At 63.3% G+C, this 25,464-nt stretch carries 19 protein-coding genes; 7 read left to right on the plus strand and 12 right to left on the minus strand.

The genetic code is table 11. The features are described from left to right. Nucleotide 1 precedes the first annotated feature (1 nt). Nucleotides 2–1,273 carry a lysophospholipid transporter LplT gene (gene lplT, locus ACLRDN_RS11400; RefSeq protein ID WP_413460106.1) on the minus strand — a complete coding sequence of 424 codons (1,272 nt, stop codon included), beginning with the start codon at nucleotides 1,271–1,273 and terminating at the stop codon, nucleotides 2–4. A 268-nt stretch (nucleotides 1,274–1,541) separates the two neighbouring features. On the opposite strand from lplT, the gene alr reads away from it, so the two are divergent. Continuing rightward, nucleotides 1,542–2,621 carry an alanine racemase gene (gene alr / locus ACLRDN_RS11405; protein WP_413460107.1) on the plus strand — a complete coding sequence of 360 codons (1,080 nt, stop codon included), beginning with the start codon at nucleotides 1,542–1,544 and terminating at the stop codon, nucleotides 2,619–2,621. An 83-nt stretch (nucleotides 2,622–2,704) separates the two neighbouring features. Beyond that, complete coding sequence (radA, locus tag ACLRDN_RS11410; RefSeq protein ID WP_413460108.1) at nucleotides 2,705–4,090, plus strand: DNA repair protein RadA; 1,386 nt, start codon at nucleotides 2,705–2,707, stop codon at nucleotides 4,088–4,090. Between the two features lie 12 nt (nucleotides 4,091–4,102). On the opposite strand, the gene ACLRDN_RS11415 is transcribed toward radA, so the two are convergent. The 3 genes from ACLRDN_RS11415 to ompR are packed head-to-tail and all read right to left on the minus strand — an operon-like array spanning nucleotide 4,103 to nucleotide 6,825. Next, entirely contained in the window at nucleotides 4,103–4,672 is a 570-nt protein-coding gene (locus tag ACLRDN_RS11415) for a flagellar protein FlhE (protein WP_413460109.1), read from the minus strand. Beyond that, nucleotides 4,665–6,026, minus strand: coding sequence for an ATP-binding protein (locus tag ACLRDN_RS11420; protein WP_413460110.1), 1,362 nt, complete (start codon nucleotides 6,024–6,026; stop codon nucleotides 4,665–4,667). The genes ACLRDN_RS11415 and ACLRDN_RS11420 overlap by 8 nt, the downstream gene beginning before the upstream one ends. A 37-nt stretch (nucleotides 6,027–6,063) precedes the next feature. Further along, nucleotides 6,064–6,825 (minus strand): two-component system response regulator OmpR, encoded by a 762-nt coding sequence (gene ompR / locus ACLRDN_RS11425; protein ID WP_413460111.1) that lies wholly within the window; start codon nucleotides 6,823–6,825, stop codon nucleotides 6,064–6,066. Between the two features lie 189 nt (nucleotides 6,826–7,014). On the opposite strand from ompR, the gene ACLRDN_RS11430 reads away from it, so the two are divergent. Then, nucleotides 7,015–7,296: a hypothetical protein gene (locus ACLRDN_RS11430; protein ID WP_413460112.1), complete on the plus strand. Its 282-nt coding sequence runs from the start codon at nucleotides 7,015–7,017 to the stop codon at nucleotides 7,294–7,296. 113 nt (nucleotides 7,297–7,409) lie between these two features. Here the strand turns inward: ACLRDN_RS11430 and ACLRDN_RS11435 are convergent, their stop codons facing one another. From ACLRDN_RS11435 to dapC, 8 genes are all read right to left on the minus strand, one after another. Continuing rightward, nucleotides 7,410–8,069: an amino acid ABC transporter permease gene (locus ACLRDN_RS11435; protein ID WP_413460113.1), complete on the minus strand. Its 660-nt coding sequence runs from the start codon at nucleotides 8,067–8,069 to the stop codon at nucleotides 7,410–7,412. Nucleotides 8,070–8,164: 95 nt separating this feature from the next. Then, nucleotides 8,165–8,968: a cystine ABC transporter substrate-binding protein gene (locus ACLRDN_RS11440; RefSeq protein WP_413460114.1), complete on the minus strand. Its 804-nt coding sequence runs from the start codon at nucleotides 8,966–8,968 to the stop codon at nucleotides 8,165–8,167. 135 nt (nucleotides 8,969–9,103) lie between these two features. Continuing rightward, complete coding sequence (locus tag ACLRDN_RS11445; protein ID WP_413460115.1) at nucleotides 9,104–11,086, minus strand: ATP-binding cassette domain-containing protein; 1,983 nt, start codon at nucleotides 11,084–11,086, stop codon at nucleotides 9,104–9,106. A 51-nt stretch (nucleotides 11,087–11,137) separates the two neighbouring features. After that, nucleotides 11,138–12,028, minus strand: a complete 891-nt coding sequence (gene prmB / locus ACLRDN_RS11450) for a 50S ribosomal protein L3 N(5)-glutamine methyltransferase (RefSeq protein WP_088753840.1) — start codon at nucleotides 12,026–12,028, stop codon at nucleotides 11,138–11,140. 29 nt (nucleotides 12,029–12,057) lie between these two features. Further along, entirely contained in the window at nucleotides 12,058–13,185 is a 1,128-nt protein-coding gene (gene dapE / locus ACLRDN_RS11455) for a succinyl-diaminopimelate desuccinylase (protein WP_154133527.1), read from the minus strand. A 2-nt stretch (nucleotides 13,186–13,187) separates the two neighbouring features. Further along, a complete protein-coding gene (locus ACLRDN_RS11460; protein ID WP_413460116.1) occupies nucleotides 13,188–13,547 on the minus strand; it encodes an ArsC family reductase in 360 nt (119 codons plus the stop codon). A 106-nt stretch (nucleotides 13,548–13,653) separates the two neighbouring features. Continuing rightward, nucleotides 13,654–14,487, minus strand: a complete 834-nt coding sequence (gene dapD / locus ACLRDN_RS11465; protein ID WP_198982090.1) for a 2,3,4,5-tetrahydropyridine-2,6-dicarboxylate N-succinyltransferase — start codon at nucleotides 14,485–14,487, stop codon at nucleotides 13,654–13,656. 59 nt (nucleotides 14,488–14,546) lie between these two features. Next, nucleotides 14,547–15,758, minus strand: coding sequence for a succinyldiaminopimelate transaminase (gene dapC / locus ACLRDN_RS11470; protein WP_413460117.1), 1,212 nt, complete (start codon nucleotides 15,756–15,758; stop codon nucleotides 14,547–14,549). 365 nt (nucleotides 15,759–16,123) lie between these two features. Here dapC and ACLRDN_RS11475 point away from each other — a divergent pair, with 365 nt between their 5' ends. From ACLRDN_RS11475 to ligA, 4 genes are all read left to right on the plus strand, one after another. Beyond that, complete coding sequence (locus ACLRDN_RS11475) at nucleotides 16,124–17,896, plus strand: methyl-accepting chemotaxis protein (protein ID WP_413460118.1); 1,773 nt, start codon at nucleotides 16,124–16,126, stop codon at nucleotides 17,894–17,896. 208 nt (nucleotides 17,897–18,104) lie between these two features. Next, nucleotides 18,105–21,635 carry a chromosome segregation protein SMC gene (gene smc / locus ACLRDN_RS11480; RefSeq protein ID WP_413460119.1) on the plus strand — a complete coding sequence of 1,177 codons (3,531 nt, stop codon included), beginning with the start codon at nucleotides 18,105–18,107 and terminating at the stop codon, nucleotides 21,633–21,635. A gap of 400 nt (nucleotides 21,636–22,035) precedes the next feature. Beyond that, the gene (locus ACLRDN_RS11485; RefSeq protein ID WP_413460120.1) at nucleotides 22,036–23,364 is read left to right on the plus strand and encodes a cell division protein ZipA C-terminal FtsZ-binding domain-containing protein; all 1,329 of its coding nucleotides are present in this window, start codon (nucleotides 22,036–22,038) and stop codon (nucleotides 23,362–23,364) included. 24 nt (nucleotides 23,365–23,388) lie between these two features. Then, nucleotides 23,389–25,461 (plus strand): NAD-dependent DNA ligase LigA, encoded by a 2,073-nt coding sequence (ligA, locus tag ACLRDN_RS11490; RefSeq protein WP_413460121.1) that lies wholly within the window; start codon nucleotides 23,389–23,391, stop codon nucleotides 25,459–25,461. Nucleotides 25,462–25,464 lie beyond the last annotated feature (3 nt).

Here is a 25,464-nt window from a genome sequence, read left to right on the forward strand (position 1 = left end):
ATCAGTGGTGGGGATGCTTGTCCTCGCCAATCAGCGCCAGCGAGTCGTGCTCGCGCTGGTTGGCGGCATGGCGGCGCATGATGAGATACATGATGCCGGCCACGAAGGAGCCGAAGATGATGATGACGGTATTGACATCCAGGTTCATGCGCACCATGAAGGCATACAGCACCAGCATGGTCAGCACCGAGAGGTTCTCGTTGAAGTTCTGGACGGCAATCGAATGGCCTGCGCTCATGAGCACGTGGCCGCGATGCTGCAGCAGGGCGTTCATCGGCACCACGAAGTAGCCCGACAGTGCGCCCACGATCACCAGCAGCGGATAGGCCACCCACACCGAGGTGGTGGTGGTCATCAGCATCACCACGATGCCCATGATGATGCCCAGCGGCATGACGGTCAGTGATTTTTTCAGCGGCACGAAGCGGGCGGCGGCCACCGCGCCCAGGGCTACGCCCACGGCGACGATGCCCTGCAGGATGGCGGCCTTGTCCAGCGGCATGTGCAGCGACTTTTCCGCCCATTTCAGGACGATGAACTGCAGCGTCGCCCCGGCACCCCAGAAGAGCGTGGTCACGGCCAGCGAGATCTGGCCCAGCTTGTCCTTCCAAAGGGTGGTGAAGCAGCCGGCGAAGTCGACGATGAGGCGGATGGGATTGCGTTGCTGGTGCTCGTAGCGGGCACCGGTATCAGGAATGTAGAAATTGAAGAGGGCGGCGACGATGTAGATGCAGGAGATGATGCACAGTGCCGCTTCGGTGGGGGTATCGATGGGCAGGTCAATCATCGGGAAATCGAAGCTCAAGATCACCGCTGAAATCTTGGGATTGACCAGCGCCCCGCCCAGGACCGTGCCCATGATGATGGAGCCCACCGTCAGTCCCTCGATCCAGCCATTGGCCGCGACCAGTTTTTCCGGCGGCAGCAGTTCGGTGAGGATCCCGTACTTGGCCGGCGAATAGGCTGCCGCACCGAAGCCGACCACGGCATAGGCCAGCAGGGGATGCACGGTAAAGAACATGAGGGAACAACCGACGATCTTGATCATGTTGGTGATCAGCATGACCTTGCCCTTGGGGAAGGCGTCGGCGAAGGCGCCCACGAAGGCCGCCAGCAGCACATAGGAAAGCACGAAAAACAGCTTCAGCAGCGGGGTCATCCACGCTGGCGAATGCATTTCGGCAAGTAGGGCGATGGCGGCGATCAGCAGCGCGTTATCGGCGAGCGACGAAAAGAACTGCGCCGCCATGATGGTATAGAAACCGCGATTCATCCCTGTCCAAGATGTATAACAAATGATGTCCGGGTAGCTTTATACCATGAAACCATGCACGCTCCGTCATAAGTCCAACCATAAAGATGTTCGTCCGGTAAAATGCCCGCTTGTTCCCCGCTGGACAAAAACTTCCGGGCGAACCGCGACAGGCAGGCCCATGGCGGCCTTGCTGCTCGCCGTGCGCATTGCCAGCCGAGATCGGCCGTTCGCCTACCCGCGAAGGCCCTCTGTGAGCCATCTGCCCTCGTTACTGCCACTGGATATCATGCCAAGACCGATCGTCGCCTCCATCAGCATTTCCGCACTTCAACACAATCTTGCCGTCGCCCGCGCCCATGCGCCCAACGCCCGCGTCTGGGGCGTGCTCAAGGCCAATGGCTATGGCCACGGGCTGGAACGCGCCATGCGCGGCTTCGCCGATGCCGACGGCCTGGCGCTGGTGGAGCCGGATTATGCAGTCCGCCTGCGCGAGCTGGGCTGGACCAAGCCCATCCTGCTGCTGGAAGGTTTCTTTGAGGCCGATGACTTGCCGGTGCTGGCCCGCCATGACATCCAGTTTGCCGTGCATTGCGAAGAGCAGATTGCGCTCCTGGAACAATTCGTCACCGAAGCCGCCTTCCATGTGCACCTGAAGATGAACAGCGGCATGAACCGCCTGGGTTTCAAGCCCGAGGCCTTCCACGCTGCCCATGCGCGCGTGAGCAAGATCGCCAGCGTGCGCAGCATCACCATGATGACCCATTTCGCCAATGCCGACGATGCGCTCAACCCGTCCTTGCCGCTCTCGGAGCAGGTGCGCCGCTTCCAGGCCGGTACCGAAGGGCTGCCCGGTGCGCGCAGTCTTTGCAATTCTGCTGCCGACCTGATGCATGGCGAGCTGGCCCATGACTGGGTCCGCCCCGGCATCATGCTGTACGGTGGCACCCCGGGCGGTGGCAGTGCCGCCGATTTCGGCCTGCGCGCGGCGATGACGCTGGAAAGCCAGATCATCGGCGTGCAGGACATCCCCCCGGGTGAAGCCATCGGCTACGGCAGCCGCTTCGTGGCGGATAAGCCCATGCGTGTCGGTGTGGTCGCCTGCGGCTATGCCGACGGCTATCCGCGCCATGCACCGAACGGCACGCCCGTGCTGGTCGACGGTATCAAGACTGGCACCGTCGGGCGGGTCTCGATGGACATGCTGTGCGTGGACCTGACCGAGCTTCCTGGCGCCGGCGTGGGCAGCCGCGTGGAGTTGTGGGGCCAGCAATTACCCATCGATGAGGTCGCCTTTGCGGCGGGTACCATCGGATATGAACTGATGTGCGCACTGGCCTCACGGGTGGCGGTGCGTGAAGTGGACTGAACGAAAAAAGATGAACCTCCTGGCAAATTTCCGGGAAGTTTCAGCAGGCAACCCCAGGTAGAGCAGAAAGCAGCAAGGCGACGATGGCGAAGGTCAAGACCAATTACACCTGCACCGAATGCGGCGGGATCAGCAACAAATGGGCCGGCCAGTGTCCGGCCTGCGGCCAGTGGAATACCCTGGTCGAGACGCTGGTAGAGACCGCTGGCGGCAATCGCTATTCGTCGACCCCGCAAAGCCTGGCGCAGACCGCGCCGGTGCTGAGCCTGGCCGATATCGAAGCGATCGACGTGCCGCGCTTTGGCACCGGCATCGAGGAATTCGACCGCGTGCTGGGCGGTGGCCTGGTGCCGGGCGGAGTGGCCCTCATCGGCGGCGACCCGGGCATCGGCAAGTCCACGCTGCTGCTGCAGGCGCTGGCCAATATCTCCAAACTGAAGAAAGTGCTTTATGTGAGCGGCGAAGAGTCCGGCTCGCAGATCGCCTTGCGCGCCAAGCGCCTGGCGGTGGATGCGCGTGAGTTGCAGTTGCAGGCCGAGATCCAGCTGGAAAAGATCCTGGCGACCCTTGCCGAGCACAAGCCGGAAGTGGCCGTGATCGACTCGATCCAGACCGTCTACTCGGATGCCCTGACCTCGGCCCCCGGCTCGGTGGCCCAGGTGCGCGAATGCGCGGCGCAACTGACGCGGGTGGCCAAGACTTCCGGCATCACCATCATCATGGTCGGCCACGTGACCAAGGAAGGCGCGCTGGCCGGGCCCCGCGTGCTGGAGCACATCGTCGATACGGTGCTGTACTTCGAGGGCGATACCCATTCCAGCTTCCGCCTGGTGCGCGCCTTCAAGAACCGCTTCGGGGCGGTGAACGAACTGGGCGTGTTTGCGATGACCGAGAAGGGGCTCAAAGGGGTCTCCAACCCTTCGGCCCTGTTCCTTTCCCAGCACGAAAACCAGGTGCCGGGCTCCTGCGTCATGGTGACCCAGGAGGGCACGCGCCCGCTGCTGGTGGAAATCCAGGCCCTGGTGGACAGCTCGCATGTGCCCAATGCGCGCCGCTTGTCGGTCGGCCTGGAGCAGAACCGGCTGGCCATGCTGCTGGCGGTACTGCACCGTCATGCGGGGGTGGCGGCTTTCGACCAGGATGTCTTCATCAATGCAGTCGGCGGTGTGAAGATTACTGAACCCGCCGCCGACCTGGCGGTGCTCTTGGCGATCAATTCTTCGATGCGCAACAAGCCCTTGCCGCGTGGCCTGGTGGTGTTCGGGGAAGTCGGTCTGGCCGGAGAGATCCGTCCGGCGCCGCGGGGCCAGGAGCGCTTGCGCGAGGCCGCCAAGCTGGGCTTCTCCATTGCCGTGATCCCGAAGGCCAATGCACCCAAGCAAGCCATCGAGGGCTTGAAGGTGATCGCGGTGGAACGCATCGACGACGCCTTGCAGAAAGCGCGCGAGATCGACGACTACGCCGGCTGAACCTGTACCGGATCAGCCGGGCGTGTCGAAGGTGACGATGACCTGGTTGACTTCGCCCTTGATGGGGGACTCGCCCGTGCGGGCCGTACCGCGCACGCCGTAATGCAGCTGGAAGGGCTGGCTGGCGTCGCGGCCATTGAAGAATTCAGTACTGCCGGCATTGGCCTGGCTCACGTCCCAGCATACCCCTGCATCCTTCCAGCACAGTTTGGCCTCGAAACCGGGCGGCTTGCTGGCCAGCGTATAGCGCCAGCTGACCTTGCGGATGATCGCGCCGGTTGGTATCTGTCCCACCACCTTGAATTGCGTGATGTAGTCGGCGTTGCGGGCGCGAATGTCCGGGCCTGGCTCGTCGGAGGCATAGGCGCCTGCCGGACCGCCCTGGGGCGGCGCGATGGCGAGCGGTGAGGGACCGTTCGGAATGACCGGTGAAATGATCACGATGGGACGCTTGCTGCCGTCACTGCCGGCAGCGGTGATGCTCAGGTTGCGGTCCGCGTGGGTCTGGGCGCAGGCCAGGGCTGGCAGGGCGGCGCCCAGCAGCCAGGGCAGCCGACGCCAGTTGAATGCCCGCTCAGGCATGGCGGCGATGGCCCTTCAAGGGTAGGGAAATTTGCACCAGCAGTCCGCCATGGGTGTCTTCATGGCCCTTCAACAGCAGCTTGCCGTTGTGCTTGAGCACGATGCGGTTGACGATGGCCAGGCCCAGACCGGAGCCGTTGGCCTGGCCGCGGGCGGTGTCGAGACGGGTGAAGGGGCGCAGCAGGCGTTCGCATTCGCTCTCGGGTACGCCCGGACCATGGTCAAACACGTCCACGACCACCTGATGGCCCTCGATACGGCTGCGTACATCAATCTCGGCGCAATCGGTGCCGGGTGTCTTGCCGTAGCGGCGTGCATTTTCGATCAGATTGCTGAATACGCGCGCCAGCTCGGTGCCATTGCCCGCAACTTCGGTGGCGGGCGTGATCTCGGTAGAAAGCTTCACATCCGACAGGCGGGCAGACTTGGCGGCGACATCGTCCAGTACGCCGGCCAGGTCGATGCTTTCGAGGCTGTTGGCATCGAAGGGTTTCGCGTAGTCCAGGAACTGGCCGATGATGCTGTCCATCTGCGCCAGGTCCGAATGCATGCCGTCGCGCGATTCATCGGACAGGTTGGCCATCTCCACTTCCAGCTGCATGCGCGCCAGCGGTGTGCGCAGGTCGTGCGAGATGCCGGCCAGGATCAGGGCACGGTCCGATTCGATGCGATTGAGGTCGGCCACCATCTGGTTGAAGCTGCGGTTGGCTTCCTCGATCTCGGTCGGGCCGGATTCAGGCAGCGGCTCGGGTTGCCGGCCCTTGGCGATGGCCCGAGCGGCCGCCGTCAGCCGCGCCAGCGGCTGGTTGATGAGGGTGGAGATGAAGACCGCCCCGATGAGCGACAGGAACAGCGCAATCGACCCCCAGCCCAGCCATTGCAGCCCGGACGTGCGGTCCAGCCGGCCCCGGTCGAGCATCAGCCAGTACTGGTCATCGTCGATATTGAAACTGATCCAGAAGCCTTCCACTTCATTGACGCTGGAGGCGAAGATGGTGTTCTCGTCCAGCGACTGGCGCACGTAGTACTCCAGTTCCGGGACGATGGGTGAGTCCTCGGGCGGCACGATGCGGTCGCTCTTCTCCAGCGGATAGATGCGGATGCCTTCATTGCTGGCCAAGTCGAACAGCAGTTCCCGGCGCATCTCGGGGGCCGAGTGCGTCAGCGCCGCACGGGTGATGGTGACCACCGAGACGATCTGTGCGGCCAGCTGCTCCGCACGTGGTCCGCGTTCGACCATGCGAAAGCTGGCCACCCAGGCCACCATGCTGGCGGTGATCAGGAAGGTCAGGAGGAAGAAGGTGCGCCAGAACAGGCCGTTGCTGAACCATCCGGATTGAGGGCGGGTTTTCATCGGCAAACGGCCTGCAGGTCAGGGGTGAAGCGGGAGATCAGCGCGGTTTCCCTTCCGGGATGAACACATAGCCCAGGCCCCAGACGGTCTGGATGTACAGCGGATTGGCCGGATCGGGTTCGATCAGCTTGCGCAGGCGCGAGATCTGCACGTCCAGGCTGCGGTCGAACACTTCATATTCGCGGCCACGGGCCATTTCCATCAGCTTTTCACGCGACAGCGGCTGGCGGGCATTGCGTGCAAACACCTTCAGTACCGAGAATTCTCCGGTGGTCAGGGAAATGGTGTCGCCGTTCTTCTTCAGGGTACGGGTACCCAGGTCCAGGATGAAATCGCCGAATTCGAAGGTTTCCGGGGTTTCCGAAGGGGCACCCGGCAGTTCATCCGGACCCTTGCGGCGCAGCACCGCATTGATGCGGGCCACCAGTTCACGTGGGTTGAAGGGCTTGGGCAGGTAGTCGTCGGCGCCCATTTCCAGGCCGATGATGCGGTCCACATCTTCACCCTTGGCGGTGAGCATGATGATGGGCGTCTGGTCCCCGGCACCACGCAGGCGGCGGCAGATGGCCAGGCCGTCTTCGCCGGGCAGCATCAGGTCCAGCACCAGCAGGTCGTAGCGTTCGCGGATCCAGAGCTTGTTCATGGCCTGGGCGTTTTCCGCCGTGACTACATTGAAACCTTGCTCGGTCAGGTAGCGGCGCAGCAGGTCGCGCAAGCGGATGTCATCATCCACCACCAACACTTTGAATTGATTGGCGGATGTTGTCGTATTAGTATTGTTGCCGTGGGTCGTATTCATGTTGCCTATGGTAGCGTCTTGGCGATTTTGAGCAAGTCGGGGCGGTTGATCCATTACAAACTGTTACATACCTTACCTTAATCATCTTATACCATCGCGGCCTGCGGCCTAAACTGGAATCACGTCGGGAAAGCAACGTCGGTACCGCTTTCTCTTCCCTGATTCTCTGTCTCCGGAAAAAATCGCATTATGAAGATTGCAGTCGTCAACAAGCTATGTCTGGCAGCGATGCTGGCGCTCGGTGTGGGAGCGGCCGCGCTGGCTGGCCCCCCGCAGGGCGGCCGGCCGATGCCGGGGCAGCCGGGCGACTTCAGGCAGCATGCCGGTGACTTCAGCCCGCAAGATCACCGCAACCAGATCGCCAGCGACCAGGACCAGCGCCGCAACGGCAAGCTCAGTGCCGATGAACGCCGCGAACTGCGTCGCCAGATCAATGAAGTCGGCCAGGATATCTACCGCGTCAAGCGTTGAGTTCGCTACGGGTGAAAGATTCCCGCTCAAGTGAACAAAAAGCCAACGAAAAAGCCCGAGTGCATCGCATTCGGGCTTTTTGCTTTGGGACGGGTGATCAGAAGGGGCGGCGATCAGTGCTGGTGCGCCTTGCCCAGCCGCTTCTCCAGCCGGTGCTGCAGGGCCTCGAAGCACAGGCTCAGCATCCAGTAGATGGCGGCAGCGGCCAGGTACAGTGGCAGCGGGCGGAAGGTGACCGCAATGACTTCCTTGGTGGCCAGCATCAGTTCGGTCACTGTGATGACCGACACCAGCGAAGTATCCTTGATGAGGCTGATGAGCGTATTGCTCATTGACGGCACCGCGATGCGCACCGCCTGGGGCACGATGATGTAGCGCAGGGTCTGGAAATAGGTCAGCCCGACACTGTAGGAAGCATTCCACTGCCCGTGCGTCACGCCCAGGATGGCGCCGCGCAGGCTTTCCGAGAGGTAAGCACCGGCATTGAGACTCAGGGTCAGTACACCCGCCGTCAGCGGAGAGAATTCGATCCCGATCCCCGGCAAGCCGTAATAGACCACGAAGATCTGCACCAGCAGGGGCGTACCGCGCATCATGCTGACGTACACGGCGGCCGGCCAGTGGATGGGGCGCCAGGGAACGATGCGCGCCACCGCCAGCACGAAGCCCAGCACCAGGCCACCGACCATGGAGGCCAGCGCGAAGAGCAGGGTGTAGCCCACGCCCTTGGCCAGGGTCGGGGCAGCTTGCTGCAGCAGTTCGAGGATTTCCATAAGCATTCGAATAAAAAAATTATCCCCGCGATGCGGGGATAAGTCGGTCCGCCCGGATCATCCCGGGCGGGGTGCAGCGCTGTGTTGAGCGCGCCTTATTGTGCTTTCGGCGGCTGGCTCACGTCAATGCCGAACCACTTTTCAGAAGCGGCCTTGAAGCTGCCATCGGCCTTGATGTCGGCCAGGGCCTTGTTCAGCGCAGCCCTGAACTCCGGATTGCCCTTGCGGAAGGGAATGCCGATCTTGTCGACGGTGCCGATCGGGCTGCCAGCCTTCAGCGGCAGGTTGGTCGACTTCAGGATGTAGCCCACCAGCAGGCTGTCGTTCAAGGCAGCGTCGATGCGACCGGCAGCCAGGTCAGCCAGGTACTCGGGCGAGCCCGGATAGGTGCGCACGTCGATGCCGGCCACGGCCTTGGCCTTCTGTTCGAAGTTGGTGCCTTGACCCAGGCCCAGCTTCTTGCCCTTCAGGTCGTCCAGGCTCTTGAACTCGCGCTTTTCATCCTTGCGCACGATCAGTTGGGCGCTGGAGAGGGTGTACGGCTCGGAGAAGTCGAAAGCCTTCTGGCGCTCGTCGGTGATGCCGACCTGGTTGATGATGACGTCATACTTGCCCGCACCCAGGCCCGCCAGGATGCCGCTCCACTCGGTGGTGGTGAAGACCGGCTTGACGCCCAGCTTGGCTGCCAGCAGCTTGGCCACATCGACTTCGAAGCCGGTCAGTTCGCCCGTCTTGGCATCCTTGAAGTTGAACGGGGGATAGTTGCCCTCCAGCGCCACCTTCAGGGTGCCGCTGCTCTTGACCGATTCCAGCAGGTCCGCCGCCGACACGCTCAGGCTGGACGCCAGCAGGGTAGCGCCAACACCGGCCAGCAGCCATTGCTTGATGTTCTTCTTCATATGTTCATGTCCTTATAAAAACTTTCGCCACAAAAACTGCAGCCAGGCCGCAATGATGCCTTCGTTTTGCCGAACTGCAAGGGCTGGCTTAATACTTTGATGTAGAAAGCTTATGCCCGACGCGGTTCCCGCAGCTCAGGCCTGCAATTGCTCCAGCGCTTCCTGCTGCTCCAGCCATTCATTTTCGAGCTGGTCCAGTTCCTTGCTGCAATAGGCCTGGTCGGTGATGAGCGTTTTGAGTTCTTCCTTGTTGGCGGCGTCGTAGATATCCGGGCTGGCCAGACGCGCATCGATCTCGCCCTTGCGCGCATTGAGCTTGGCGATCTGTTCATCGAGGCGCTTGATCCGGGCTTCAATGGGCTTCTTCAGGGCCGACATCTTCTGGCGCTGCTCGGCTTCCAGGCGCTTTTGCTCCTTGCGGTCCACCAGCGAGGCCGGGGACTCGGCCACCGGCTGGCTGGCCGTGGGCAGAGGTGCGGCGGCCGCCGCATCATTGCGGGCGGCCAGCTTGGTCTTGAAGAGCCAGTCCTTGTAGTCGTCCAGGTCGCCATCGAAGGGTTGCAGCTTGCCTTCGGCCACGATCAGGAACTGGTCGGTCGTGGCGCGCAGCAGGTGGCGATCGTGGGAGACCAGCACCAGCGTGCCTTCGAACTGCGCCAGCGCCATGGTGAGCGCTTCGCGCGTTTCCAGGTCCAGGTGGTTGGTCGGTTCATCCAGCAGCAGCAGGTTGGGGCGCTGCCAAACGATCAGGGCCAGCGCCAGGCGCGCCTTTTCGCCGCCCGAGAAGGGGGCGATGGACGAGGTGGCCATGGTGCCGTTGAAGTTGAAGCTGCCCAGGAAGTTGCGCAATTCCTGCTCGCGCACATCCGGTGCCAGACGGGTGAGGTGCCATAGCGGCGATTCGTCATGGCGCAGCATTTCCACCTGATGCTGGGCGAAGTAGCCGATCACCAGCCCCTTGCCCAGGCGGGCCGTACCGGACAGCGGATCGATCTCGCCGGCCACGGTCTTGATCAGCGTGGACTTGCCCGCACCGTTGACACCCAGCAGGCCAATGCGCTGGCCGTTCTGCAGCGAGAAATCGATGCCATGCACGATGATCTTGTCTTCATCGGGCGCGCCATTCTTGCCCTCGATGTGATAACCCGCGTTGACCTTTTCCATCACCAGCAACGGATTCGGTGCCGACAAGGGCTCGCGGAATTCGAAGGAGAATTCGGCGGCCGCCCGCAGGGGTGCGAGCTCTTCCATCTTCGACAGGGCTTTCATGCGGCTCTGCGCCTGTCTGGCCTTGGTCGCCTTGGCCTTGAAGCGGTCGATGAAGGATTGCAGGTGCGCACGCTGGCGCTGCTGCTTCTCGATCATGCCCGCCATGAGTTCCAGCTGGGCCGAGCGCTGGCGCTCGAAACTGCTGTAGTTGCCGGAATAACGCTTCAGTTTTCGATCATCGATATGAACGATCACGTTCACCACGCCATCCAGAAAATCGCGGTCGTGGGAAATGATGAGCAGGGTGCCCTCGTAGCGCTTCAACCAGTCTTCCAGCCAGATGATGGCATCCAGGTCCAGGTGGTTGGTCGGTTCGTCCAGCAGCAGCAGGTCGGACGGGCACATCAGCGCCTGCGCCAGGTTCAGGCGCATGCGCCAGCCACCCGAGAAGCTGGCCACCGGCCGCGCCATCTGTTCCAGCGAAAACCCCAGGCCCAGCAGCAATTGCTCGGCGCGCGAGCGCACGGTATAGGCATCGGCATCGGCCAAGGCGGTATGCAGCTCGGCGATATGGTTGCCGTCGTGCTTGTCATCCGGCTGCGCTTCGGCGCGGGCCAGATCGGCTTCCAGCTGGCGCAGGTGAGCGTCGCCATCGATGGCGTATTCGATGGCCGGACGGTCCAGCGCCGGGGTTTCCTGCGCGACATAGGCCATGCGCCAGCGCGCGGGGAAATCGACATTGCCCTGGTCGGCATGCAGCTCGCCGCGCAGCATGGCAAACAGGCTGGACTTGCCGGCGCCATTGGCGCCGATCAGGCCGATCTTGTCGCCCGGATTGAGCGTCAGGTCGACATTTTCCAGAAGCGGCTTCACGCCGCGCTGGAGGGAAACTTGCTGGAAACGGATCATCGGTGATTCACAATCGTTGGAGCGCGCTAACGCGGATGCTGACGCTCAGGTTCAGGCCAGTTGCAGTTGTTCGGCCGTGACCAGGAACACCATATCGTCACCGGCGCTGGTGGTCAGCCAGGTCAGTTCCAGTTCCGGGAAGGCGGCTTCGGCGAAGGCGCGTTCATTGCCGATCTCGACCACCAGCACACCTTCGGGGGTCAAGCGCTCAGCAGCGCCGGCCACGATCTTGCGCACCAGGTCCATGCCATCCTCGCCACCGGCCAGGGCCAGCTGCGGTTCGCGCAGGTATTCCTGGGGCAGCTTGCTCATGGAACCGGAATTCACATAGGGCGGGTTGCTGATGATGAGGTCGTACTTGCGCAGCGGCAGTTGCGTGTACAGGTCGGACTCGACCAGGTTGATGCGCTCCTGCAGCTGGTAGTCGTCCACGTTCTTGCGTGCCACGGCCAGCGCATCGGCGGAGATGTCGACGGCATCGATCTGCGCGTTCGGGAAGGCATCGGCCAGCAGGATCGGCAGGCAACCGGAACCGGTGCACAGGTCCAGCGCGTTGACGATGGCTTCCGGATCCTGGATCCAGGGCGAGAAATGCTGCGGAATCAATTCGGCGATGAAGGAACGCGGCACGATCACGCGTTCATCCACGTAGAAGCGATACGCACCCAGCCAGGCTTCATTGGTGATGTAGGCGGCCGGGACGCGGTCCTTGCTGCGGCGTTCGATCACGCGCATGACGGAGGCGATTTCCTCTGGTAGCAGGCGTGCATCGAGGAAGGGATCGAGCTGATCCAGCGGCAGCTTCAGGGTATGCAGGATCAGGTAGGCCGCCTCGTCCAGCGCATTGCTGCTGCCATGGCCGAAGAACAGCTGCTCGGTGTTGAAGCGGGTCACGGCGTAGCGCAGCAGGTCGCGCACGGTGGAGAAATTGTTGGGGGTCATGATGTTCTCTTCAATGCAAGGCTGGCCGCTCAGGCCAGCAGGTTTTCCAGCGTCTTGCGGTAGATGTTTTTCAGGGGATCGATGTAGCGCACTTCGATGTGCTCATCGATCTTGTGAATGCTGTCATTGGGCGGACCGAACTCGATCACCTGCGGGCAGATCTGGGCGATGAAGCGGCCATCCGACGTGCCACCGGTGGTCGACAGTTCCGTATCCAGTCCGGTCTCGTCCTTGATGGCCTTGGACAGCGCATCCGACAGGTCGCCGCGCGGGGTCAGGAAGGGCAGGCCGCCAACGGTCCACTTCAGGTCATATTCCAGGCCGTGCTTGTCGAGGATGGCATGCACGCGCTGCTGCAAACCTTCCACGGTGCTGGCGGTGGAGAAACGGAAGTTGAAGTCGATCACCACTTCGCCCGGGATCACGTTGGAGGCACCGGTGCCGCCATGGATATTGGAAATCTGCCAGGAAGTCGGAAGGTAGTATTCGTTGCCCGCATCCCACTGCTCGGCCACCAGTTCGGCCAGTGCCGGCGCAGCCTGGTGGATGGGGTTGCGCGCCAGTTGCGGATAGGCGATATGGCCCTGGATGCCCTTGACGGTCAGCTTGCCCGACATGGTGCCGCGGCGGCCGTTCTTGATCATGTCGCCCAACGTCTTGGCCGAGGTCGGTTCGCCCACGATGCAGTAATCCAGCTGTTCGCCGCGCGCCTTGAGGGCATTGCAGACGACGACCGTACCATCGATGGCCGGGCCTTCTTCATCGCTGGTGATGAGGAAGCCGATCGAACCCTTGTGCTCGGGATGGGCCGCCGTGAACTCTTCGCAAGCCACCACCATGGCGGCAATCGAGGTCTTCATGTCGGACGCGCCACGGCCATACAGGCGGCCGTCGCGCAGGGTCGGCTGGAAGGGATGCGACTGCCACTTCTCCAGCGGGCCGGTGGGCACCACGTCGGTGTGGCCGGCGAAGACCACCAGCGGCTGTGCCGTACCCTTGCGCGCCCACAGGTTGGTCACGTCGCCGGACTGGATGGTCTCGCAGACGAAGCCCAGCGGTGTGAGCAATTCCGCCAGCCTGGCCTGGCAGCCTTTGTCTTCGGGGGTGACGGAAGAAAGGGACATCAATTCCTGGGTCAGGGCCAGCGTCTTGCTCATGATCATTTCTCGAAAATGTGTTGATACTGATCGGCCTTGAAGCCGACGTGATACTGCTTGCCATCGAAGAGCACCGGGCGTTTCACCACCGAGGGGTTTTCGACCATCAGGGCTACCGCAGCGGCGTCATCGTTGATGGCGGCCTTGCGCTCGTCGGGCAGGGCGCGCCAGGTGGTGCCCTTGCGGTTGACCAGCACGTCGCGCTCCACGTCCTTGAGCCAGGCTTGTGCCTGTTCGGCGGTCAGGCCGGCCTTCTTGAAATCGTGGAAGTCAAAGGCGATCCCTTGCTCGTCGAGCCACACGCGGGCTTTCTTGACGGTGTCGCAGTTGGGGATGCCGAAAAGGGTGATCTTGTCGCTCATGCTCATTCTCACAAAACAGGCCACTAGAATACGACGCCGCGCCGGACAGGACGACCGGCGCGGCGCGTGGGTGCTTCAGGACTTCAGGCAAGCCGCCGGGGCGAAATTACTCGCCGCGCAGCAGTTCGTTGATGGAAGTCTTGGAGCGGGTCTGGGCATCGACCTTCTTGACGATGATGGCGGCGTACAGGCTGTACTTGCCATCCTTGGAGGGCAGGTTGCCCGGCACCACCACCGAGCCCGCCGGCACGCGGCCGTAGTGAACTTCGCCGGTTTCGCGGTCATAGATCTTGGTCGACTGGCCGATGTAGACGCCCATGGACAGCACCGAGTTTTCTTCGATGATGACGCCTTCGACGACTTCCGAACGGGCACCGATGAAGCAATTGTCTTCGATGATGACGGGGCCGGCCTGCACCGGCTCGAGCACGCCGCCGATGCCGACGCCGCCGGACAGGTGAACATTCTTGCCGATCTGGGCAGCCGAGCCGACGGTGGCCCAGGTATCGACCATCGTGCCTTCATCGACATAGGCGCCGATGTTGACGTAGGAGGGCATCAGCACCACGTTGCGGCCGATGAAGGAGCCGTGACGGGCCACTGCGGGCGGCACCACGCGGAAGCCACCACGGGCGAAATCTTCAGCGGTGTAGTTGGCGAACTTGGTCGGAACCTTGTCGTAGAACTGCGGGTAGCCGGTGCCAGCCGACATCGGCACGTTGTCTTCCAGGCGGAAGGACAGCAGGATGGCCTTCTTCACCCATTGATTGACTTCCCACTGGCCGACGCCTTGACGGTTGGCGACGCGCAGGGTGCCATCGTTCAGGCCTGCGATCACTTCGGCCACCGCATTGCGGATGTCGGCCGGGGCGCTCTTGGGGGACAGGCTGGCGCGGTCTTCCCACGCCTGATCGATGATTTGCTGAATGGACTGTGTCATGTTGATATCTATGAACGGTTGGGTGAAAGAGGGATAAAACTGGCTTGTTGTCGCCGGGCTCAAGCCTGGCTGGCCAGTTTTTTGGTGAAGGCGACGATGCGGTGCGCCGCCTCCAGGCATTCTTCGACTTCGGCCACCAGCGCCATGCGGATGCGGCCGGCGCCCGGATTGACGCCATGCGCCTCGCGCGCCAGGTAGCTGCCGGGCAGCACCGTCACATTATATTCGGCGTAGAGGCGACGGGCGAATTCGGTGTCGCTGATGTTGGTCAGCTTGTCGACCTTGGCCCACAGGTAGAAGGCGGCATCAGGCAGGGCGACGTCCATCACTTCCTGCAGCAGCGGCGTGACCTGGGAGAACTTGGTGACGTACTTGGCGATGTTGTCCTGGACGTGGGTTTCGTCCTGCCAGGCCAGCACGGAGGCGGCCTGGATCACCGGGCTCATGGCCGCGCCGTGGTAGGTGCGGTAGAGCAGGAATTTCTTGAGGATCGCCGCATCCCCGGCCACGAAGCCCGAGCGCATGCCCGGCACGTTGGAGCGCTTGGACAGGCTGGAGAAGGAAACCAGGTTGCAATAGTCGCGGCCCAACAGGCGCGCGGCCTGCATGCCGCCCAGCGGCGGATCCTGCTTGAAGTAGATTTCGGAATAGCACTCGTCGGAGGCGATCACGAAGCCGTAGCGGTCGGACAGGGCAAACAGTTCCTTCCAGTCTTCCAGCGTCAGCACGGCACCGGTGGGGTTGCCGGGCGAGCAAACGAACAGCAGCTGTACGCGTTCCCACACCTCTTGCGGTACCTGGCTGAAATCCGGCGCAAAGTTGCGGGCCGGGTCCGAATTGACGAAGTAGGGCTCGGCACCGGCCAGGTAGGCTGAGCCTTCATAGATCTGGTAGAACGGGTTGGGGCACATCACCAGCGCACCCGGCCGGGTCGGATCGACCACGGTCTGGGTCAGCGAGAACAGGGCCTCGCGCGAACCGATCACCGGCAGGATCTCGGTGGCCGGGTCCGGGCGTGGGATGTCATAACGTTTCTGCAGCCAGTCGGCAATCGCCCCACGCAGGGCGTCGCTGCCCAGGGTGGCCGGATACGAGGCCAGGCCGGACAGGTTGTCCGTGAGCGCTTGCTGGATGAACGCGGGTGTCGGGTGCTTGGGCTCGCCGATGCCCAGGCTGATCGGGCGATAAGCAGGGTCGGGCGTGATGCCGGCGAAGAGCTTCTTGAGCTTTTCGAAGGGATAGGGCTGCAGTTTGTCGAGTAGGGGATTCACGTCGCTGGGCTGGAGTAAAGCTTTCCGGGCCAGCGTCTCGCGAGGGCGTCAGCGAGATCGGGCGGCCACGGCAAAGGGCTGGGAAAGCTTGCGATTATACCGTCATTTGAAGGCATTGCCGCGCTCCCGGTCGGTCCGATGTTGAGTCCCTGACATGCCTGGCTGACAAGAAAACGGCTGTGGTGATCCTGAACGGGCGCGTGTTCATCTTCCCGCATGCCGGCAAAGAAAAGGTGCAATCCGAAAAATCAGGGACAGTTACGCGGTGTATTCAGGGGATTGTCAGGGAGAGTCAGGGAGTATTGTGGACGCTCGCCAAAACGGGACCGTTCACCAGGCGGCCCACCCATTCCCGGAGAACAAGAATGAAAAGCCTCAAGGCGCAGCTATTGTCTGCGCTGGTCGTGATGTGGATCGGTTTGCTGGCGCTGGCCGCCTGGTCTGCCTTCAGCGCCCGTGAAAACATGATGGATGAACGCAAGGACGGCCTGCGCCGCGTGGTGGAGGCCGCCAACGGTGTGGTCAACAGCTATGTGGCCGATGTCGCGGCCGGCAAGATTTCCAAGGAAGAGGCCCAGCAAAACGCCCTGGAACGCATCGCCGCCATGCGCTACGACGGCGACAACTATCTCTTCATCTTCGACTCCCGCCCGGTGGTGCTGATGCTGCCGTCCAACAAGTCGATGATCGGCAAGAACGTGGCCGACCGCAAGGATTCCGAAGGCAAGGCTTATTACGTCGAGATGATGAAGGTCGGCCAGGAGAAGGGGCAGGGCTTCGTGCAATACATGGGCCGCCTGCCCGGCACCGATGACAGCAACCGCACGCCCAAGATGAGCTACGTGGTGCATAACAAGACCTGGGACTGGTTCATCGTCACCGGTGTGTTCCTCTCCGATGTGCAGGCCCAGTTCCGCTCTGACCTCTTCAAGCTGCTCGGCATCCTGGTCGCCGTCGGCGTGCTGGTGTCGGTGATGATGCTGGCCATCATCCGCCGCATCACCGGTAGCCTAGGCGGCGAGCCGGCCTATGCGGTGGCCATCGCCACGCGTATTGCCAACGGCGACCTGACGGTGCGGGTCGATACCCGTGCCGGCGACAACCGCAGCCTGCTCTTCGAGATGGCCACCATGCGCGAGCGGCTGGGCGGCGTCATCAAGGGCATCCGCCAGGGTACCGATGCCATCGACATCGGCGCGCGCGAGATTGCAGCGGGCAATCTGGACCTGTCTTCGCGCACCGAAGAGCAGGCCGGTTCGCTGGCCACCACGGCCTCCAACATGGACACCCTGACCGCCACCGTCAAGCAGAACGCCGACAACGCCCGCCAGGCCGGCCAACTGGCCAACAATGCCTCGGAAATCGCCAAGCGCGGCGGCGAAGTGGTGGGACAGGTGGTGCAGACCATGGAAGGCATCACGGAAAGCTCGCGCAAGATCTCCGACATCATCGGCGTGATCGATGGCATTGCTTTCCAGACCAATATCCTGGCCCTGAATGCGGCGGTGGAAGCCGCCCGCGCCGGCGAGCAGGGGCGCGGCTTTGCGGTGGTGGCCTCGGAAGTGCGCTCGCTGGCCCAGCGCAGCGCCCAGGCGGCCAAGGAAATCAAGGCCTTGATCGAGGATTCGGTGCAGCGCGTGGGCGATGGCTCGGACCAGGTCGCCCGCGCCGGCGAGACCATGGGCGAGGTGGTGTCGGCGGTGCATCGCCTGACCGACATCGTCAGCGAGATTTCGGCGGCCTCCGAAGAGCAGCGCCGGGGCATCGAGCAGGTCAACCTGGCCATCGGTGAAATGGATCAGGTCACCCAGCAGAACGCAGCCCTGGTCGAAGAGGCGGCCGCTGCCGCCGGTTCGCTGGAAGAGCAGGCAAGGCGCCTGAAGGCCGCCGTGGCGACTTTCCGCGTCGACGGCGAGGAGACTGCAGCCGCGCCCGCGCCGATGGCAGCCTTCAAGGCGGCAACCGTGGCGGCCAAGGCGCCGGGTCCGGTCAAGCCGCTGCCCAAGCCTGCGGCCAAGCCCCTGGACAAGGCGGCAGCGCCGCTCCCGCCACCGGGCAAGCCTGCAGCCCCCGCCAAACCGGCCTCTGCGGCCAGGCCATCGCCCGCAAACGATGATGGGGATTGGGAAACCTTCTGATTATCTCTTGTTGAAATGAAGAAATGGACGCCGTACCGGGTGCGCTCGGTGCGGCGTTTTTCATGCGCCAGGGGGCATGGGATAAAAGGGCGGAAGCAGGCATTCTGGCGCGGTTTTTGGTCTGTCCGGCCCTGTGCGATGTTATGATACCGGCCGTTCCGGAAGCAAAAATCCCGCTTCCTCTTAACTGATTCAATTTGTCGATAACGTGCGTCTAACTTCCATCAAATTATCTGGATTCAAGTCCTTCGTCGAGCCTACGCACTTCCAGGTTCCGGGGCAGCTGGTGGGTGTGGTCGGGCCCAATGGCTGCGGCAAATCCAATATCATCGACGCCGTGCGCTGGGTCCTGGGTGAATCCAAGGCCTCCGAGCTGCGCGGCGAGTCGATGCAGGACGTCATCTTCAACGGTTCCACCCACCGCAAGCCGGCCGGGCGCGCCTCGGTCGAGTTGGTGTTTGACAACTCCGCCGGCAAGGCGGCCGGCCAGTGGGGCCAGTACGCCGAAATCGCCGTCAAGCGCACGCTGACCCGCGACGGCACGTCCTCCTACTACATCAACAACCAGTCGGTGCGCCGGCGCGACATCCAGGACATCTTCCTCGGTACCGGCCTGGGCCCGCGCGCTTACGCCATCATCGGCCAGGGCATGATCTCGCGCATCATCGAGGCGCGTCCTGAAGAGCTGCGCATCTTCCTGGAAGAAGCCGCTGGCGTGTCGAAGTACAAGGAGCGCCGCCGCGAGACTGAAAACCGCCTGCACGACACCACCGAAAACCTCACGCGCCTGGAAGACATCCTGCGTGAACTGAACGCCAACCTGGAAAAGCTGGAAGCGCAAGCCGCCGTGGCCAAGAAATTCCACGAGCTGCAGAACGACCAGGAAGAAAAGCAGAAGCTGCTGTGGCTGCTGCGCAAGAACGAGGCCAAGGCCGAGCAGGAGCGCTTCTTCAAGGAAATCGAACGCGCCCAGATCGACCTGGAAGAGCAGACCGCCAAGCTGCGCCACGTCGAAACCGAACTGGAGCACATGCGCCAGGCGCACTACGCCGCCGGCGACCGCCTGCACCAGGCGCAGGGCCACCTGTACCAGACCAATTCCGAGATCGGCAGCCTGGAAGCGCAGATCAAGTTCGTCATCGAATCGCGCAACCGCCTGCAGGCGCAGCTGAACTCGCTGGGCGCGCAGCGCGACCAGTGGCAGCGCCAGGGCACGCAGCAGCAGGAAGAACTGGCCGAAGCCGAGATTCAGCTGGAAGAATTCGGCATGCGCGTGGAGCAAGCCCAGCACGCCGTGCAGGACACCAGCGACCGCCTGCCTTCGCTGGAATCGGCCTGGCGCGAATCGCAGGTCAAGACCACCGAGTCGCGCGGCAAGATCATGCAGGTGCAGCAGCAGATCGAACTGCAGTCCACGCACCAGCGCAATGCCTCCAACATCCTCTCGGGCCTGGCCGTGCGCCGCGAACGCCTGCTGCAGGAAAAGAGCGGCATGGCCCTGCCTGACGAGACCCACCTGTCCAACCTGCGCATGCAGCTGGAAGAAAAGCAGGCCTCGCTGGAAGAGGCGAGCATGTATCTGGAAGAGGCGCAGGAGCAACTGCCGCGCCTGGAAGAAGAGCGCCGCGCCGCCCAGGAACTGGTCAGCAAGGAAACCTCGGCCAACGCCCAGCTGGAAGCCCGTCTCTCCGCCCTGAAGCAATTGCAGGAAAGTGTGCAGGCCCAGGGCAAGGTCCAGCCCTGGCTGGAAAAGCACGGCCTGGCCGAGCTGCCGCGCCTGTGGCAGAAGCTGCACATCGAATCCGGCTGGGAAACCGCGCTGGAAGCGGTGCTGCGCGAGCGCATGTCGGCCCTGGAAATGTCCAACCTGGACTGGGCCAAGGCCTTCTTCAGCGATGCCCCGCCGGCCAAGCTGGCGCTGTACGCCCCCAATGCCGGCCTGGCCCAGCCCGAAGCCCAGCCGGTGGCGGGCCTGAAGCCCTTCGTCACGCTCCTGCAGTTGAATGATCCGGGCCTGCGCGCCCTGATGAACGACTGGCTCAATCACATCTACATCGCCGACGACACGGCCACCGCCTTTGCCGAGCGCTCCAAGCTGCCGCTGGGCGGCTTGTTCGTGACCCGCCAGGGCCATGTGGTGAGCAATGCCAGCGTGCGTTTCTATGCCTCGGATTCGGAGCAGGACGGCATGCTGGCGCGCCAGCAGGAAATCGAGAACATCACCAAGCAGCAACGTGCTCAGTCGATGCTGGCCGAGGAGGCCAAGGGCCGCGCCGTGCGCGCCGAGGCAGCCCTGTCGGGCGCATCGCAGCGCCTGCAGGAACTGCGCCAGCGCGTCAATTCGCTCACGCAATCGGCACACAGCCTTCAGATCGAGGTGATGAAGCTGTCCGAAGTGCAGGAGCGCTTCAACCAGCGCAGCACCCAGATCGCCACCGACCTCGAAGAAATCTCCATGCAGGAGGCTGAACAACAGCAGGTGCAAGCCGAATCCGAGGCTCGCTTCGAAGAGCTGGACATCGAATTGGCCGAACTGCAGGAGCAGCACGAGAATGGTCAGACCGACTACCTGAACAAGGAACAGCAGCTCAACGACGCCCGCACCCGCCTGCGCGAGCTGGAACGCGCCGCCCAGGAAACCGAGTTCGCCGAGAAGTCGCACCGTAACAAGATCGAGGAATTGAAGCGTGGCATCGCCACCGCCCTGGAACAGGCGGCGCAACTGTTTGCCAGCATGCAGCAAGGCTCGCTGGAACTGGAAAGCCTGGATGACCAGGCCGCGCAGGCCGGCCTGCAGGAATTGCTGGACCGCCGCAGCGAACAGGAGCGTGCGCTGGCCGATGCCCGCCATGAGCTGGATCAGCTGTCCCAGCAACTTCGTTCACATGAAGAATCGCGCATGCAGGCCGAGCGCAGCCTGCAGCCCCAGCGTGACCGCATCACCGAACTGCAACTGAAGGAACAGGCCGCGCGCCTGAACCAGGAGCAATTCTCCGAAGCGCTGGCGCAGACCCAGGCCGACGAGGCAGCGCTGTCGGAAAAACTGACCAGTGACATGCGTCCGTCCTACCTGCAAGGCGAAGTGACGCGACTGACCAATGCCATCGCGGCGCTGGGGGCGGTCAACCTGGCCGCGCTGGACGAACTGGCTACGGCTTCCGAGCGCAAGCACTTCCTCGATGCCCAGCACGCCGACCTGAACGAAGCCATCACCACGCTGCAGGATGCGATCCACAAGATCGACATGGAAACCCGGGATTTGCTGCAGGACACCTTCGACAAGGTCAACCACCACTTCTCGGAACTGTTCCCGGTGCTCTTCGGTGGTGGCCAGGCCAAGCTCATCATGACCGGCGACGAGATCCTCGATTCCGGGGTGCAGGTCATGGCGCAGCCGCCGGGCAAGAAGAACGCCACGATTCACCTGCTCTCCGGTGGCGAGAAGGCCCTGACCGCTACCGCCCTGGTGTTCTCCATGTTCCAGCTGAACCCGGCCCCGTTCTGCTTGCTCGACGAAGTGGACGCGCCGCTGGACGATGCCAACACCGAACGCTTCGCCAACATGGTCAAGCGCATGTCGGAGTACACCCAGTTCCTCTTCATCTCCCACAACAAGATCGCCATGGAAATGGCGCAGCAGTTGATCGGGGTGACCATGCAGGAACAGGGCGTCTCGCGCATCGTGGCGGTGGACATGGAGTCGGCCGCCAACTTCTCCAGCGCCGAGCAGGCCGCCTGATGATTTGTGCGGCAGCGGCCTGCGGCTTTGTCGGCTTGACAAGCAAGGGGTGTGACCGTACCCTGAAAGCCTTGCCGGCCAGCCCGCAGCGGGCGCAAGCCCCAGCTGGAACCGTTCTGATTCGGCCCCCACGGGCCATGGAAAAATAACAATATCTTGACCGCGCACTTGCCGTACCCGATTCGTCCGATTGCCCTGCATGGCTCCGCTGAGCCGGTGCAGGCGGCTGCCAGCGCTGTGGCAGCATCGACGGAGCGCCGTGTGAGCGGCCCGCGCGGTCCAGGCTTTCTTGGATTGATAGGATTCGGATTTCTTCGATGAGCAGCTTTTCCCAGTCGACCATGCCACGCGGCGCCCATGATGGCGCCCTCCAGCCCGCCAGCCTGAAAGGTCGTGCAGCATGATGATGGATCTCCAGACCAGCCTGATCATCCTGGGCGGCGTCTTCGTCGCCGGGGTCATCACTTACAACAAGTGGCAGGAGCACAAGGCGCGCAAGACCGTGGAGCGCGCCTTTTCTTCGTCCCATGATGACGTATTGATGTCGCCGGACGAGCCGGCTGCCGAACCCGTCTTCGTGCCGCCCGCCGAACGCAGCGCGCCCGTACCGCGCACGGCCGAGCCCGTGCTCGACCCCGGTGCCGAGCGCACCGAGCCGTCCCTGTATGACCTGCCCGAACGCAAGCCGGTACCGGCTCCGGTGAAGGCCTATCAGGAGCAGGCCGAGTTCGAGCCGCGTGAACCCTTCCTGGGCGAGCCGCCGGTGTCGGCCGCGCCTGCCACGGCGGCAGCCGAGGACGCCGTGTTGGGTGAGGCCCTGGCGCAGGCGCCGCAATCGACCGTGGCCCAGGTCATCGCCGGTGCCGAAGAGCAGGGCGATGCCGTCCCGGCCTTCACGCCCCCGCCTGAGATGCAGGCCCGCCTGGCCCCCAAGCGCGAACTGCCGGTGGATGAACTGATCGACTGCAACATCCCCATCGCCCTGGACAATCCGCTGCGCGGCGAAAAGCTGCTGCCCATGCTGCAAGGCCTGCGCCATGTCGGCAACAAGCCGGTGCACTTCATCGGCCGCACCACCGACGGCGACTGGGAAGCCATCGCCCACGGCAGCATCTACAACGCCTTGCTGGCCGGTGCGCAACTGGCCAACCGCAGCAATGCCATCAACGAGATCGAGTATTCGGAACTGGTCATGCGCCTGCGCGACCTGACCGATTCGCTCTCGGGCGAGCCGGAACTGCCGGACATGCCGGACGTCATCCGCACCGCCCAGGCGCTGCATCAGTTCATCATCGACCATGATGCGCAACTGTCGGTGAACGTGCGCTCGCAAGGCGCGCCCTGGAGCCTGGCGACCTTGCTGGCTGCGCTGACCCGCCAGGGCTTCGATCGCCGCACTGAAGGCTATCTGGTGATGCAGGATGGCGAAGGTGAAGTGCTCTTCGCCCTCTCCACCAATGCCACGCCGACCGATGAAACCACCGATCGCCTCACGCTCTTGCTGGACGTGCCCCGCGTGGCCCCGTCGCGCGATGGCTACGGTGCTCTGGTGGCCTGCGCCAAGTCGCTGTCGGCCCGCCTGGGTGGCGTCATCGTCGATGACAGCGACCAGCCCCTGACCGATGAAGCCCTCTCCGATATCGCCGAACAGGTGGCCGCGTTCTACAGCGCCATGGAATCGGCCGAGATCCCCGCCGGCTCCACCCGTGCCTTGCGCTTGTTCAGCTAAGGCCGCGTTTTTACTCCCCCTACGATGCAAGACGACTTGTTTTCCGCCGGACGGCCCCCGCAAGGGGAGCCGGACTGGCTGTCGCGCGCCCGTGTGCTGCGCGACGAACTGAACCGCCACAACCACAGCTATTACGTACTCGACCAGCCCAGCATTCCGGACGCCGAGTATGACCGCCTGTTCCAGGAACTCCAGGCACTGGAAACCGCGCATCCCGAATTGCTCACGCCCGATTCGCCGACACAGCGCGTGGGGGCCGGTCCGCTGCCGCAGTTCGAACCGGTGCGCCATGACATCCCCATGCTCTCGCTGGGCAACGGCTTTGCCGACGAAGACATCGAAGCCTTCGACAAGCGCGTGCGTGATGGCCTGGAAACCTTGCAGGAAGTGCGCTACGCCACCGAACTGAAGTTCGATGGCCTTGCCATCAGCCTGCGTTACGAAAACGGCGTGCTGGTGCAGGCTGCCACGCGCGGCGACGGCACCACGGGCGAGAACGTGACCGCCAACATCCGTACCGTGCGCGCCATTCCCCTGCGTCTGCACGGGGACAACCTGCCGCAGGTGATCGATGTGCGCGGCGAAGTGCTGATGTACAAAAATGACTTCGCGCGCCTGAACCAGCGCCAGCGCGATGCCGGGCAGAAGGAATTCGCCAACCCCCGCAATGCCGCCGCCGGCAGCCTGCGCCAGCTGGATTCCCGCATCACCGCGCAACGTACGCTGCGCTTCTTCGCCTATGGCATCGGCGTGCTGGAAGGGGCCGAGATGCCGGCTTCGCACTCGGCCCTGCTGGACTGGTACCAGCAACTCGGTCTGCCGGTGTGCAAGGAGCGCGCCGTGGTGACGGGGGCTGCCGGTCTGCTGGACTTTTTCCGCAGCATCGGTGCCAAGCGCGAGAGCCTGCCTTACGAGATCGATGGCGTGGTCTACAAGGTGGACCGGCTGGACCAGCAGAAGCACCTGGGTTTCGTCTCGCGCGCCCCGCGCTTTGCGCTGGCCCACAAGTTCCCGGCCCAGGAAGCCCTGACCGTGGTGCAGGACATTGAAGTGCAGGTCGGCCGCACCGGCGCCATCACCCCGGTGGCGCGCCTGAACCCTGTCTTCGTCGGTGGGGTCACGGTCACCAACGCCACCCTGCACAATGAAGATGAAGTCCGCCGCAAGGACATCCAGATCGGCGACACCGTCATCGTGCGCCGCGCCGGCGACGTGATTCCGGAAGTGGTGGCCTTCGTGCCCGAGAAGCGTCCGGCCGATGCGCGCGCCTTCGTCATGCCGGCCAACTGCCCGGTGTGCGGCTCGCCCATTGTGCGGGCCGAAGATGAGGCAGTGGCGCGCTGCTCGGGCGGCTGGCTGAAATGTTCAGCTCAGCGCAAGGGTGGTCTGCAGCATTTTGCTTCACGCCGCGCCATGGACATCGAAGGCCTGGGCGAACAGCTGGTGGAGCAACTGGTGGATCGCCAGGTGGTCAACACGCCGGCTGACCTGTATCGCCTGGGGCTGTCGGCCCTGGCCGAACTGGACCGCATGGCCGAGAAATCGGCGCAGAACGTGCTGGACGCCCTGCAGAAGTCCAAGACCACCACGCTGGCACGTTTCATCTATGCGCTGGGCATCCGCCACGTGGGCGAGGCCACGGCCAAGGAGCTGGCGCGCCATTTCGGCGGCATCGACAAGCTGCTCGCCGCCAGCGAAGAACAACTGCTGGAAGTGGCCGATATCGGTCCGGTGGTCGCCGCCTCGATCCGTGCCTTCTTCAATGATCCGATCAATGTCGAGCTGGTCGAGCAATTGCGCGCGGTCGGCGTGCACTGGCCCGAAAGCGAGGGCGTCGAGGCCGGTGCCAAGCATCTGGCTGGCAAGACCTTCGTGTTGACCGGCACCTTGCCCAACCTGTCCCGCGATGAAGCCTCGCAGCTCATCGAAGCAGCCGGTGGCAAGGTCTCCGGTTCGGTCTCGAAGAAGACCAGTTACGTGGTCGCCGGGGCCGAAGCCGGCAGCAAGCTGGCCAAGGCTGAGGAGCTGGGCATCGCCATCCTCGACGAGGACGCATTGAAAGCACTTTGCACCGGTCAGGATCCGTCAGAAACGTAATCA

Source organism: Herbaspirillum huttiense (assembly GCF_047300815.1).
Taxonomy (GTDB): domain Bacteria; phylum Pseudomonadota; class Gammaproteobacteria; order Burkholderiales; family Burkholderiaceae_D; genus Herbaspirillum; species Herbaspirillum huttiense_A.